Source organism: Mangrovitalea sediminis (assembly GCF_002514725.1).
GTDB classification, from domain to species: Bacteria; Pseudomonadota; Gammaproteobacteria; order Pseudomonadales; family Oleiphilaceae; genus Mangrovitalea; species Mangrovitalea sediminis.
Genome location: NZ_NTLB01000004.1, coordinates 65,503 through 78,056, shown reverse-complemented (window position 1 = coordinate 78,056; position 12,554 = coordinate 65,503). Strand labels below are relative to the sequence as shown.

At 62.0% G+C, this 12,554-nt stretch carries 11 protein-coding genes and 1 tRNA gene; 10 read left to right on the top strand and 2 right to left on the bottom strand.

Features of this window, described 5'->3' with window-relative positions:
• The first annotated feature begins 31 nt into the window (after positions 1–31).
• From CLR77_RS10240 to CLR77_RS10210, 7 genes are all read left to right on the top strand, one after another.
• Positions 32–1,438, top strand: a complete 1,407-nt coding sequence (locus tag CLR77_RS10240; RefSeq protein ID WP_097460562.1) for an efflux transporter outer membrane subunit — start codon at positions 32–34, stop codon at positions 1,436–1,438.
• Positions 1,438–2,559: an FtsX-like permease family protein gene (locus tag CLR77_RS10235; protein WP_097460561.1), complete on the top strand. Its 1,122-nt coding sequence runs from the start codon at positions 1,438–1,440 to the stop codon at positions 2,557–2,559. Before CLR77_RS10240 ends, CLR77_RS10235 begins: the two co-directional genes overlap by 1 nt.
• Positions 2,560–2,634: 75 nt before the next feature.
• Positions 2,635–3,411 carry an ABC transporter ATP-binding protein gene (locus tag CLR77_RS10230; RefSeq protein WP_097460560.1) on the top strand — a complete coding sequence of 259 codons (777 nt, stop codon included), beginning with the start codon at positions 2,635–2,637 and terminating at the stop codon, positions 3,409–3,411.
• Complete coding sequence (locus tag CLR77_RS10225; RefSeq protein WP_097460559.1) at positions 3,408–4,301, top strand: HlyD family secretion protein; 894 nt, start codon at positions 3,408–3,410, stop codon at positions 4,299–4,301. Before CLR77_RS10230 ends, CLR77_RS10225 begins: the two co-directional genes overlap by 4 nt.
• Complete coding sequence (locus tag CLR77_RS10220) at positions 4,294–5,058, top strand: MtnX-like HAD-IB family phosphatase (protein ID WP_097460558.1); 765 nt, start codon at positions 4,294–4,296, stop codon at positions 5,056–5,058. Before CLR77_RS10225 ends, CLR77_RS10220 begins: the two co-directional genes overlap by 8 nt.
• Positions 5,055–5,921: an alpha/beta hydrolase gene (locus tag CLR77_RS10215; RefSeq protein WP_097460557.1), complete on the top strand. Its 867-nt coding sequence runs from the start codon at positions 5,055–5,057 to the stop codon at positions 5,919–5,921. Before CLR77_RS10220 ends, CLR77_RS10215 begins: the two co-directional genes overlap by 4 nt.
• Positions 5,922–6,037: 116 nt before the next feature.
• Positions 6,038–7,414 (top strand): aspartate aminotransferase family protein, encoded by a 1,377-nt coding sequence (locus CLR77_RS10210; protein ID WP_097460556.1) that lies wholly within the window; start codon positions 6,038–6,040, stop codon positions 7,412–7,414.
• A 262-nt stretch (positions 7,415–7,676) separates the two neighbouring features.
• Here the strand turns inward: CLR77_RS10210 and CLR77_RS10205 are convergent.
• Positions 7,677–7,753 (bottom strand) — tRNA-Arg (locus CLR77_RS10205).
• A 274-nt stretch (positions 7,754–8,027) separates the two neighbouring features.
• On the opposite strand from CLR77_RS10205, the gene arsS reads away from it, so the two are divergent.
• From arsS to CLR77_RS10190, 3 genes are read left to right on the top strand one after another with little or no spacing between them, the layout of a single operon-like run.
• Positions 8,028–8,990, top strand: a complete 963-nt coding sequence (gene arsS, locus CLR77_RS10200) for an arsenosugar biosynthesis radical SAM (seleno)protein ArsS (protein ID WP_097460555.1) — start codon at positions 8,028–8,030, stop codon at positions 8,988–8,990.
• On the top strand, positions 8,941–9,723 hold the full coding sequence (locus tag CLR77_RS10195; RefSeq protein WP_097460554.1) for a TIGR04283 family arsenosugar biosynthesis glycosyltransferase: 783 nt from the start codon (positions 8,941–8,943) through the stop codon (positions 9,721–9,723). The genes arsS and CLR77_RS10195 overlap by 50 nt, the downstream gene beginning before the upstream one ends.
• Before the next feature lie 10 nt (positions 9,724–9,733).
• A complete protein-coding gene (locus CLR77_RS10190) occupies positions 9,734–10,411 on the top strand; it encodes a TIGR04282 family arsenosugar biosynthesis glycosyltransferase (RefSeq protein WP_097460553.1) in 678 nt (225 codons plus the stop codon).
• Positions 10,412–10,442: 31 nt separating this feature from the next.
• Here the strand turns inward: CLR77_RS10190 and CLR77_RS10185 are convergent, their stop codons facing one another.
• A complete protein-coding gene (locus CLR77_RS10185; RefSeq protein ID WP_097460552.1) occupies positions 10,443–12,446 on the bottom strand; it encodes a tetratricopeptide repeat protein in 2,004 nt (667 codons plus the stop codon).
• Positions 12,447–12,554: the final 108 nt, after the last annotated feature.

Genomic DNA, 12,554 nt, shown 5'->3' with positions numbered 1-12,554 from the left:
GATGTTAAGGATTGCTTAGGATTGCGGGTGCATGGGATTAGGGTGTAAGTCGAAATGCCAGGGGCTTTTTCAGGTTGTGGGCGCCTGCCTTCTGCTGGCCGCTTGCGCGCCTTTGCCGACACCCTCGACCCAAGTGGCGCTGCCGACGCATTGGCGCGAGGGGCCTGCGGCCGCCTCCCAGGCTCGCCAACCGGATCTGCACTCCTGGTGGACGGCTTTTGGCGATGCTCGCCTCAACCGTCTCGTGGCGCGTGCGTTGGCGCATAACCTGTCTCTTGCGCAGGCGCGGGCCCGACTCAAATCTGCGACTTACAGGTTGGATGACCGGCAGCACCGGTTTTATCCAACGGTGCAGGCGGGCACCCAGAACGCCCAGCCGCCGAATACCACCGATGCCTATTTTCAGTTCGGTCTGGATGCCTCCTGGGAACTGGGGTTATTCGGGCGGGGCCAGGCCGTACTTGAGCAGGCGCGGGGCGCTGTGGACGAAGCCGAGGCCAATCGGCTTAGTGTCCGTGTTGCCCTGGTCGCGGAAGTGGCGGCGCAGTATCTGCAGTTGGGGGCGGCGCAGCGCCAGGCCCAGCATCTCCAGCGACTGATTCAATTGGACCGAGAACGCGAGCACCTGTTGCAGACGCGCATAAGGCTAGGCTTGACGGCCCATGCCGATCTGGCGTCGTTGCGCGCCGACATGGCGGATGTCGAGACCCAGGCGCTAATGGTGCAATCCCAGGTGCAGCGGCATGCCCAGCGACTGGCGGTGCTGCTGGGGCAAGCGGAACCCGATGCCGATTGGTTCCGGCCGGAGCCTCTACCCGCCATCACGCCGCCGAGTCCGGCGTTATTGCCGGCGGACCTTTTGCGGACGCGGCCGGATATTCAACAGGCCCAGGCACAGGTGCTGCAGGCCGCCGGTGACTTGGGCATTGCACGTGCGGATCGGTACCCGCAGGTCAGCCTGGAAGGCGGCATTTTATGGTCGACGAACCTGTCCCGTTACCACAGCGGCTTGCCGAATTTCCGGGCAACCCCGCTGCTGGGGCCGATCATCAATATTCCCCTGTTCGATTGGGGGCGCCGCAAGGCTGAGGAAAATGCCCGCGGGGCGTTGTTGAGGGCGGCTGCCTTTGCCTACCGGGACACGGTGTTGAAGGCGGTCGCCGATGTAGAGAACGCCTTTGCCGGCCTGACCACCGCATCGCGTCAGGTTTCGTTGCGAGAGCAGGCGCTGCAGGCGCAGACGGAGGCAGCGAATGCTGAACAGGGCCTGGTGACGCAGGGACTGGCCAGCCCCTTGGAAATGCTTCGGGTCGAACGTTTGAAGCTGGAGGCCGAAGGCCAGCTGGATAGCGCGCGTGATCATCAGGCGCTGGCCTTCGTCACGCTCTATCAGGCTTTCGGTGGCCCGCCATTGCCACCAAAGGCAGGAGGCGCCTGATGGTGGCCTTGGCCCGGAAGATGTTGCTGCGGGAGTGGCGCCGCTTTCTGCCGGCGATCCTGACCGTTTGTTTTGCGGCCATGTTGCTGCTGGTCCAGGCGGCGCTGGTGCAGGGAATTTTCGGCAGCGCGGCGGTCTATGTGACGGCTTCGGCCGGCAACCTCTGGGCCGGTTACCCGGGGACACAAAGTGTCAGCCTGGGACATCCCATCGGCGGTGATGTGGCGACGTTGATGGCCATGGACCCGGAAGTGGATGCCGTGGACCCCTTGCTGTTTGTCGACGGCTACTGGCGGGCAAAGCACGGCGGCGATGTGGAGGTCTATGTCTCGGGCGTGGATTTGCAGGGCCACGGCCTGGTGTTTCATAAGCTGCTGACACCCGCACTGCGGCAGCGCCTGATGGAGCCGGGGGCGGTGATCGTCGACCGTTCGGACCTGGATCAGTTGGGCGCCCAGGTGGGCTCCTACGGCAGGATTGACGGCTACCCGGTGCATATCGTCGCGGCAATTGCCGGACTGCGTGCCTTGGGGGGCGTCAACATGATTACGTCCTGGAATACCGCCACTGGCCTGGATCACACGGCAGGGTATACCACCTATTGGGTGGCGCGTATACGGGATTCGGGAAAAGCCGCGCAGGTGGCGCAACGGCTGAATCATCACTCGGATTTCGGGCCCTATTCGGTCTGGACCTCATCGGCCTTCGCCCGCCGCTCGCAGCTCTATTGGCTGCTCGATACCGGCGCTGGTGTGGCGGTGTTGTTCCTGGCCGCGATCGTGTTGCTGTCCGGCGTCGTGATCGCCAGCCAGGCACTGATGGCTGTGGTGGCGGGATCGGCACGGGAGTTTGCGACCTTGAATGCGTTGGGTGTCGGGGTTCGCGCGCTGCGTTGGGTGGTCCTGGAGCTGGCGGCCTGGGTCGGCGGATTGGGGCTGCTGCTGGGTGGCGGCCTGAGTGCAGGATTGCTCTGGCTTGCGCACCACAACGATGTTCCTGTGGCTATGAGTCCAGCGGTGGCGGTCGTTTGTGCGCTGTCGGTCATGCTGCTGGCGGTTATTTCGGGTATTGCTGCCATGCGGGCCCTGTTGCGGGCAGATCCGGCGCTGTTGTTGCGCTGATGTGCGATGACATGACCGCGGCGATGGTGCGAAGCCCAAGACGGGCGATGGCACAGTTTTAGAGGAGGCGAGAGGTTGTCGACGACAGCACCGGTATTCAGCCTGGAGGCGGACAGCATCAGCAAGTCGTTCGAGTCGGGTGCGGTCAGCATTCAGGTCCTGCGGCGTTTTTCCGTCAGTGTCCGACCGGCGGAACTGACCCTGGTGGCCGGTCCCTCTGGCTGCGGCAAAAGCACACTGCTGTCGATCCTCTCCGGATTGCAGGCGGCAGATGAAGGCCGGGTCCGGGCTCTGGGGCAGGAACTCTCTGGCGAGAACTCCCGTACGCTGGAACGTTTTCGCCTGAAGCATACCGGCTTCGTGTTTCAGGGATTCAACCTTTTTTCGGCACTCACGGCGCTTGAGCAGGTCGAACTGCCATTGGGCTACATGGGGTTGTCCCGTGCCGATATCCGCCAACGGGCCCGGCAGGCGCTCGACGAGGTCGGCATCGGCCACCGGGGCAGTATGCGGCCGGCACAGCTCTCGGGGGGCGAAAAGCAGCGGGTCGCCATTGCCCGCGCGCTGGCCAAGCGTCCCCAGTTGTTGTTTGCCGATGAACCGACCAGTGCACTGGATGCGGTCAGCGGTCAGACGGTGATCGACCTGTTGCGCCGTATCGCGGTCGATCACGGTACGACGGTGCTCTGCGTCAGTCACGATCCGCGCCTGATCCAGCGGGCCGACCGTGTGCTGGCGATGGAGGATGGCGTGATTAACCGGGACTGGCGCCCGGGAGATACCGGCAGCCGGCCGGGCATGCACAGCGACGATCATACTGGGGCGCTGCCCTTTCAGGGGGACAGACGATGAGGGCGCTGAACGACGTTGGACGGATTTTCTGGATGGCGGTCCTGAGCCTGACACTGGCGGCGTGTTCGGATTCGCGCGCGGAGCATGTCACCGCTGCGCCGGATTATGCGGCTATGGGGCGCGGTGAAGTGACGGTCAGCGGGGGCTTGCTGTCTCTGTTCCCCAAGACCTGCGGTATGGTCAGTGATCTCGAGGTGTCTCCCGGGCAGAAGGTGCATCGTGGGGAGGTGTTGTTACGCCTGGACGGCCGGGCGGCTCAACTGGATGTGGATATTGCCCGAGCGCGATTACAGCAGGCTAAGGCACAAGAGCACGTTCTTGCGGTGCAGTTGCCAAGCCTGCAGCGGGACCGTAAGCGCTGGGCGGCGGCGGTCCGGGCCGGTGCGGCCGAGCAGGAAAGAGCCGATAGCGCACAGGATGCGGTGGCGCGACTCCAGGCGAAGCTGGCGGTTGCCCGGGCGGCGGTGGCGCTGGCGCAACAACATCTGACGTTGGTGCGGCAGCAGGCCCAGTGGTTGACGGTGCGGGCGCCGGTCGATGGCACCGTTATCGATATCCATGTGCAGACCGGGAGCCGTGTGGAGCCGGGCGGCGACAAGCCCGTGTTGACACTGCTTCCCCATCGCCCGCTGATCGTGCGGGCCGAGGTCAACGAGGCCTATGTCCACCGGTTGCATGTCGGTATGGCGGCTTCCCTGACGCTGGATGCACAACCGGGTGCGCATCCGATTCCTGCGACATTGGTCCGGGTCGGGCAGGTATTACGCGTGGCACGGCTGGGTGTCGACCCCCAGTCGCAGCAGCGGCGGGTCGTGGACTGCATTTTAAGCTTGAAAGCTTCTCCCCATTTGTTGATCGGACAACATGTAATGGTGAAATTCCATGAGTGAAACAGACGTTGTACAAGTCGCCATCGCCGGTGCCGGCACATCCGATGTGCTGGATCGCCTGCGGCCGGTCGGAGCGGATTCCCCCTGGATCATCCTGTGTGACTTCGATGGCACCATTAGCCAGTGCGACGTCTCTGACGCCCTGATCGAGCGCTTCGGCGGGGACGGCTGCGAGGCGCTGGAGGCGGCCTGGGTGCGCGGCGATATCGGTTCGCGAGCCTGCATGAGCGGGCAGATCGCCCGACTGACTGCCACCAAGGCGGAAATCGACCAGTTACTGGATACGATCGACATCGATCCCCATTTCGCCGGGTTCGTTCGCCTGGCGGAAGCGCAGGGGATCGAGGTTCAGGTGGTGAGCGATGGGCTTGATTATGCCATTCACCGCATCCTGGCCCGGTTTGATCTCGACCATCTGCCGGTCAGGGCCAATCGCTTGCTGCAGCGGGGCGAGCAGGCATGGTATCTGGAGTTTCCCTATGCCAACGACGACTGCCGCCAGGCCAGCGGGAACTGTAAGTGTCGCCGGGCGGCTGCACTGCAGGCAAACCGCCAGCGGATCCTGTTTGTGGGGGATGGCACCTCGGACTTCTGCGTTTCGTCCAGGGTCGATGTGGTCCTGGCGAAGGACCGTCTGATCGATCACTGTCGTGAGCACAATCTGGCGTTTCACCCGATCAAGGGGTTCCAGGACGCACTTGACCTGCTTCCCCATGTGATGCAGGAAGTGGCGGTCGAAGCCTGGGGGGTGGCATGATCCAGAATGTCGAATATGTGCTGGAGGGCGGTCCTGCAGGCGTTCTGTTGATCCATGGCCTGACCGGGACACCCAACGAAATGCGGACTCTGGCGAAGGGGCTGCACGGCGCGGGATTCACGGTGTCTGGTGTGCAGTTGGCCGGTCACTGCGGGTCCAAGGAAGACCTGTTGGCGACGACGTGGCAGGACTGGTATGCCAGTGTCGAGGCCGCCGCCGACAAGTTGCGGGAGCGGGTCGATCACCTGTTCGTCGGTGGGCTTTCCATGGGCGCGGTGCTGGCGCTGAAACTGGCGGCCGAGCAGGGCGATCGGATCGCCGGCGTCGGCGTCTACGGTCCCACCTTCCGTTATGACGGCTGGAGCATCCCTCTCTATGCCAGGCGTCTCAATTTCCTCCTGACCTGGTTCAAGCGCTTCAAGCTGTTCCAGGACCGCTGTTTTGACGAGCAGCCGCCCTATGGCCTGAAGAATGAACGGCTGCGGGCCCGGGTGGCGGCCAGCATGATGAGCGGCGACAGTACGGAGGCGGGCCTGGCAAGCAACCCCTGGCCGGCGCTGGCGGAAATGGTGTTGCTGGCGCGGGAGGTGCGTAAGGATCTGCCCCGGGTCACGTCCCCCTGCCTGATTCTGCATGCGGCAGAAGACGATATCGCCGATGTCAGCAATGCGCAGCTGGTCGCCGACAAGGTCCGGGGGCCGGTGTCCTTCTCGCTGTTACATGACAGCTACCACCTGATCACGATCGATCAGGAACGACAGCAGGTGATCGAGCGTTCAGTGGCGTTCTTTCAGGACATCCTGGCAGGGGGTGCGCCTGCCGGAGATGACATGCGTCCGGTTTCGGCGGGCGTCTCCACATAGTATCCACACAACATTAATTCTGACTCAAGGTTGACGCCTCACAATGCGAGGCAGGTTCTGGCTCGCCCGGTTTGGCGCGCGATGCGCGTTATCGGGCCTTTTTAAGGTGATCATGCATGATAAATAACGACGCGCAATTGCTGGCCGACGAAGCCCGTTACTGCTCCTTTGGCGACACGGTCCACTATGTGGACCCGCCCAAGATTTTTGCCCGCGGAGATGGCAGCTATCTCTACGATAGCGATAACACGCCTTTCCTCGATCTGCAGATGTGGTATTCGGCGGTTAATTTCGGGTACTGCAACGAACGCCTGAACCAGGTCATGAAGCGCCAGCTGGATGTCCTGCCCCAGGTCGCCAGCCAGTATCTGCACCCGACCAAGATCGAACTGGCCAAGGCCATCGCCGTCGATGCCGAGAAGAAATTCGGTCATGCCGGTCGTGTGCACTTCAATGTTGGCGGTTCCCAGTCCATCGAAGACTCCCTGAAGCTGGTGCGTAACGCCTCTCAGGGGAAAAGCCTGATGTTTGCCTTCGAGGGCGGCTACCACGGGCGTACTCTGGGCGCCTCGTCAATCACGTCCAGCTATCGCTATCGCCGCCGCTATGGCCACTTTGGCGAGCGTGCCCAATTCCTGCCGTTCCCTTATCCGTTCCGTCGTCCCAAGGGGATGACTGTCGAGGAGTATGGGGAGCACTGCGTGCAGGAGTTCGCCCGCCTGTTCGAGACCGAATACAACGGTGTCTGGGACCCGAAGGCGGGGCAGGCCGAGTACGCGGCATTCTATGTCGAGCCCATCCAGGGCACAGGCGGCTACGTCATACCGCCGCGCAATTTCTTCAGCGGATTGAAAAAGGTGCTGGACCAATACGGCATCCTGCTCGTGGTCGACGAGATCCAGATGGGTTTCTATCGCACGGGTAAGCTGTGGTCGATCGAGCACTTCGATGTTCAGCCCGACATCCTGGTGTTCGGCAAGGCGCTGACCAATGGCTTGAACCCCCTGGCCGGTCTCTGGGCCCGCGAAGAGTTGATCAATCCGACCCTGTTCCCGCCCGGTTCGACCCATTCGACCTTTGCTTCCAACCCACTGGGCACGGCGGTTGGACTGGAAGTGATGCGCATGACGGCCGAACAGGACTACGAGTCGATGATCATGGCGAAGGGCGAGCACTTCCTGGAAGGCTTGCGCGACCTGCAGAAGCGTCATCCGGAAATCGGAGACGTGGATGGCCTGGGGCTCGCCTTGCGTGCTGAAATCTGTCAGGAAGACGGCTTCACACCGAACCGGGAACTGCTCGACCGTATGGTTCACATCGGCCTGGCCGGTGAGTTGGACTGGAAGGGGCAGAAGATGGGGCTGGTGCTGGACGTTGGCGGCTACTATAAGAACGTCATCACCCTGGCGCCGTCACTGCATATCAGCCGTGAAGAGATCGATCAGGCGCTGGTCCTGCTGGATCAACTGCTGACCCGCGCCAAAGCGGTCTGAGTCAAGGCTCGCCCCTGATGGAGGCGAGCTTGCCGTATCGGTCTTCAGGCGATGATGTTCAACGCCTGAAGACTCCCCCTCAGGTGTCTAGCACGCCTTGATCGCGCTTTTTCCCTATTGGTGCGCCGCCTCACCGCTTCCCGCCAGATAAACGGAGGACGAGACGTTCACTGAAATCGGCTGTAACAGGCAGGGATTTGACGTGTCCCAGTATTAAAGTGTCGTTCGGAGGTTTGCTGTATCGGGCGTGCGATGTTGGGAATGGTAGCCCCGGCCGGGATCGAACCGGCAACCTCACCCTTAGGAGGGGTGCGCTCTATCCAATTGAGCTACGGAGCTTTTTTGCGAATTCAGCGTCTTTCGGGCTATCCTGATCCGATGGCTACGGCCTGCCTGGATACCCTGATTTTCTGTGCCTTGGGCGATGTCCCCAGACGCGAAGGCGGTATCATAGCCGCCGAATCCGGGGCTAACAAGCCAATGACCGTTATCCGGCGACTTTTACATCGCTGAAAAGGTTGTGCATGAAAAGGGTTGTGCATCGGTTTGCCTGGCTCTAGCGTATCAATGAAGAAGTCGTGGCCCGACAGGGGCTGCTGTAAAAGGAGTCCTTATGCTGGATACCCGTCCCATGCTGATGCTCTCGGACTTTCCGCCGCTGCGGCGGGATACGCTCGAGACATTGCAGGTCAACCTGGGTTACACCTGCAATCAAAGTTGCACACACTGCCATGTGGCGGCAGGCCCGACCCGCACCGAACAGATGTCCCGGGAGCTGGTGGATCTGGTGCTGGCGTTTATCGATGCCCAGTCTATCCGGACCCTGGATCTCACCGGTGGTGCGCCGGAAATGAACCCCCACTTCCGCTATCTGGTGTCTGAGGCCCGCCGCAGGGGCGTGCGTGTTATCGACCGCTGCAATTTGACCATTCTGTCCGAGCCCGGATTCGAGGATCTGGCGGATTTCCTGGCGGATCAGTCGGTGGAGGTGACAGCATCGATGCCGTGTTATCAGGAGTCCAACGTCGATCAGCAGCGCGGCAAGGGCGTCTATGCCCGCAGTATCGAGGGACTGCAGCGCCTCAACGCAAAAGGTTACGGTGTGCCTGGCAGCGATCGGCTGCTCAATCTCGTCTATAACCCCGGCGGTCCCTTTTTGCCGCCGCCGCAGGCTGCCCTGGAGGCGGACTACAAGCGGGAGTTGCTGGAGCGTTTCGGTATTCGCTTCAATCAATTGCTGACGCTCACCAATATGCCGATCAGCCGCTTTGGTAGCGTGTTGCTGTCCAAGGGGCAGTTCCAGGACTACATGGGGCTCCTCAAGAGCAGCTACGCCGAAAAAAACCTGGGTTCGGTCATGTGTCGTTCGCTGATCAGTGTGGATTGGCAAGGCTATGTCTACGATTGTGATTTCAACCAGATGCTGGAGATGCCGCTGATCGCCACCGATCGTCAACGGGCACACTTGCGTGACCTGCTGGCGCAGCGTCTGGATGGCCTGCCGATTGCCGTGGCCGACCATTGCTATGGCTGTACGGCCGGGCAGGGCAGCAGCTGCGGCGGCGCCCTGGAGTAATGGGGTGATCAGCGTCGTCATTCCAGCCTTGAATGAAGCCGCCGGAATCGAACGTACCCTGGCCGGTCTTCAGGCATGGCGGGAGAGGGGGCATGAGATCCTTCTGGTCGACGGCGGCAGCGAGGATGGCACCCCGACCAGAGCCGCCCCATACGTGGATGCGGTCCTGGCCGCGCCGAAAGGGCGGGCTTCCCAGATGAATGCGGGGGCAGCCGCTGCCCGTGGCGACTGGCTGTTATTTCTGCATGCCGATAGCCTCCTGCCTCCCGATGCGCTGGCGCAACTCAGGACCGCGATGCGCTCCGATGCCGGATGGGGACGTTTCGATGTCTGTCTTTCCGGGCGCCACCCTCTGCTGCGGATCGTTGCTTTGCTGATGAACCTGCGTTCTGCCTGGACCGGTATCGCGACCGGGGACCAGGCCATGTTTGTCCGGCGGGCCTGGTTTGATGCGGTGGGCGGCTACGCACGGATTCCGTTGATGGAAGATGTTGCGCTGTCACGGCGATTGCTTGAGCGGGCGCGACCTTTCCTGATCCGGTCGCCGGTAGCAACGGACAGCCGGCGCTGGGAGCAGAAGGGAATATGGAGGACGATTGCGCTCATGTGGCGGTTACGGTGGCAGTATTGGCGGGGTGCGGATCCCGCCGTCCTGGCGCAGCGTTACTATCCGGCGTCGCAGCGTTGTTCTCCGCCAATGGATGATTCCCACTCTGCATTCAGGCAGAGGTAAAGAGAAGTAGATGGACATGAAACAGAAGGCGAGCCTGGTTATTCAGTTTGCCAAATGGCCCCGGCGGGGTAGTGTCAAAACCCGTCTGATTCCCTCGCTGGGGCGAGTCGGCGCTTGCCAGGCCCATGTGGAGCTGGCCGAGACGGTTCTGTTGCGCCTGGCCAAGCTGCCGCAGCGCCCCTGGGATTATGCGATTGCCTGGGACCGCCCGCCCGGTCCTGCGACGGTCGATGCCGCCCCGTTGTTACGTCAGGTTCAGCGCCTGGGGATCGGCGTTTTGGTGCAACGGGGAGCCGATCTGGGAAAGCGGATGCTGAATGCGCTAGCTGATGGATTGGAGACCTATGAATCGGTCGTGATTGTCGGCAGCGACTGTCCTGTGGTCGAGTCAACCTATGTGGCTCAGGCGTTGGCGTCTCTGGAACGTCAGGATGTGGTTCTGGGACCGGCGGAAGATGGCGGCTATGTCCTTATCGGCGCTCGCCGTACTCAACCCTCGATGCTGGACGGGGTGACCTGGGGCAGTTCCTCGGCGCTGCGGCAAACCTGTGAAGCCCTGAGCCGGAATGGACTGTCGTTTACGCTGTTACGATCGCGTTGGGATGTTGACACGGCCAATGACTGGCAGCGTTTTCTCGCCTGGAAAAATGGCGGGCCGGTGATACCGGCCCGCGAAACGGGACCTTGATCCCGCACTGGAGTCAGTGGCAGCGCCTGACCTAGCGGCGCCGCTGGAAGTACAGACTCAGGCCGTGTCCGACCAGGCTCCTCACGCTGTTGCCCTGACGTTGGGCCTGCAGTTGGGCCAGCACCGGCGCAGTAGCCAGTTCATGCTGATCCTCATCGGTGGCGCGGACCAGCTTCCAGTCGACTTCGCTGCTGAGCACGTCCAGCAGGTTCCTCAGCTGCTCATTGCTCTCCGGATGGAACCAGCGGCTGCGGCAGCCGGCTGTCGCGTAGAAATCTTTCTCCTTTACCAGTTCCGCCCACTGCTCGTCTTCATGATTGTTGATGACCATGCGACGCAGTCGCAGCAGGTTATCCCGGGTCGGAGACAGCCGGTGCTGTTCGATCAGGATCCGGATCTGCTCATCGGCCCGACTGGCTGTGGGGCGACCGGTATTCAGGTGAATCACCCCATTGGGGACCAGTGCATCGCGAATCAGTGTGCTGATGTCGATATCGCGAACACGCTCCGAAGGGGCACGGTTAAGGGCGATAAAATGCACCCGGTGGCCGTCGTTGATAAATCGGCTGGCCAGTGACCAGGGCCAGAACACGATATTCTCCAGACCCAGTTCGCGGGCACGGCGTGTGGCATGGCCAATGTTGGCCAGTTCTTCGTCGACGGCGATGATTTCGACGTCTTCGTAGTAGCGGGCCATTTCCAGCGCACGTTGACCGGAGGCGGTGCCCAGCATCAGGACGCGAATGACCGGTGAAAAGGTCTGGGTGCTGACGCCGAGTGTCTGCTCAAGTTCTTCCCGTAGCGAGCGGCTGTTGAAGAACGACAGGTTTGACCAGCAGGGCCAGGCATGAGGCAGGTCTTCCCGGGCCTGGCCCAGTTGCTCCTGCTTCTCATCGAAATTGTGTTGGTAGGTCTCTTCCTCGGCACGGTTGAAGTAGCTCGCGGCCAACATCGGCCGCATCGCGGCAGGCCAGTCCTCAAGCTCCGTGTGACCCAGCATGACCGCATAATCGTGGTTGAAAATGGCGCTGTACATGGCGGTTATCATCAGTGCGCCGAAGGTGTCTTCCAGGGGGCCGCGTTGGCTGAGACTCTGGTAGATCATGCGGTCCAGATCGCCGATGAACTGGACCTCTTCCTCCGACGGTACCAGCGCATAGCCGATGCGTTCGGCATAGACGCCCAGCGCGAGGGTCAGACGTTGCAGGGATTCACGCAGCGTGCCGGTGCTCCGCACTTCGAGCAGTATGGCCTGGCGCAGCATGGTCACCAATTCCTCGACCTTGATATCGGCGAGGAGGGTGCGCTCCAGCGCGAGCATTAGCAGCTCGTCTTCACTGGCGGCGTCGAGGAAAATCTCGGCGTGCGGATTGTCCAGGTCATACTGCTGGTGCAGGATGGCGCAGATAAAGTGGGACAGGTTCTGGTGCGGCAGCTCGTCACGCTGCAGGAGGCGGATGGCGTCGTCGGCCAGGGCCTGGTCGGCAGCGTCGATCTGGAGGCTTTCAGCGCACTCCAGCATCCCGGCGAAAATCGATGGCCACTCGATAGCCAGATCGATCAGTCGCCGGTAATGAAGGTAGGCGACGTCGAAATGCCCGAGCTGGCGATGGGCATGCGCCGCACCGCAGAACGCCGTGGTCGACTGCCGGTCGATGGCCAGGGCTTCGGTGAAGTAGTCGAGCGCCAGTTGGGCGTCATCGACCAGCAAGGCCCAGTAACCGAGGTTTGTCACCAGTTGCGCATTGCCGGGATCGGCCTTGACGCTGGCCTCATAATATTCCCGCGCCTTGTCCATGTGGCCGTCGTCCATTTCAACGCGGCCCATCAGACCCAGTCCGGAAGCATTCGCCGGCTCGCGCGCCAGTACCTCGTTCAGCAATTGCCGGGTTTCACGGCGGGCCTGCAGACGATGGGAGTGGCTGGCCTCGGGGTCGTTTGACTCCTGATAGCAAAGGTTGGCCTCAATCAGCTTGCGGGCCACGTCGGCAGACTGTTCGGCCTGGTCCTTCTGATGACGGCGTTGTGCTTGCATGGTTGATCACCTCGTCTTGCGCCGGCCACGCGGGGCGGCAAATCTGTGCCAGGTTCTGGCGGTTTGAGGTGGTTGTAGCGAAAGGCGTGCCATTTTCGGCAAAGGTGG

What these genes read in the sequence shown, in the direction of transcription:
- CLR77_RS10240 (WP_097460562.1), top strand. Translation starts at nt 32, where the DNA reads ATGGGATTAGGGTGTAAGTCGAAATGCCAGGGGCTTTTTCAGGTTGTG.
- CLR77_RS10235 (WP_097460561.1), top strand. Translation starts at nt 1,438, where the DNA reads ATGGTGGCCTTGGCCCGGAAGATGTTGCTGCGGGAGTGGCGCCGCTTT.
- CLR77_RS10225 (WP_097460559.1), top strand. Translation starts at nt 3,408, where the DNA reads ATGAGGGCGCTGAACGACGTTGGACGGATTTTCTGGATGGCGGTCCTG.
- CLR77_RS10220 (WP_097460558.1), top strand. Translation starts at nt 4,294, where the DNA reads ATGAGTGAAACAGACGTTGTACAAGTCGCCATCGCCGGTGCCGGCACA.
- CLR77_RS10215 (WP_097460557.1), top strand. Translation starts at nt 5,055, where the DNA reads ATGATCCAGAATGTCGAATATGTGCTGGAGGGCGGTCCTGCAGGCGTT.
- CLR77_RS10210 (WP_097460556.1), top strand. Translation starts at nt 6,038, where the DNA reads ATGATAAATAACGACGCGCAATTGCTGGCCGACGAAGCCCGTTACTGC.
- arsS (WP_097460555.1), top strand. Translation starts at nt 8,028, where the DNA reads ATGCTGGATACCCGTCCCATGCTGATGCTCTCGGACTTTCCGCCGCTG.
- CLR77_RS10195 (WP_097460554.1), top strand. Translation starts at nt 8,941, where the DNA reads ATGGCTGTACGGCCGGGCAGGGCAGCAGCTGCGGCGGCGCCCTGGAGT.
- CLR77_RS10190 (WP_097460553.1), top strand. Translation starts at nt 9,734, where the DNA reads ATGGACATGAAACAGAAGGCGAGCCTGGTTATTCAGTTTGCCAAATGG.
- CLR77_RS10185 (WP_097460552.1), bottom strand. Translation starts at nt 12,446, where the DNA reads ATGCAAGCACAACGCCGTCATCAGAAGGACCAGGCCGAACAGTCTGCC.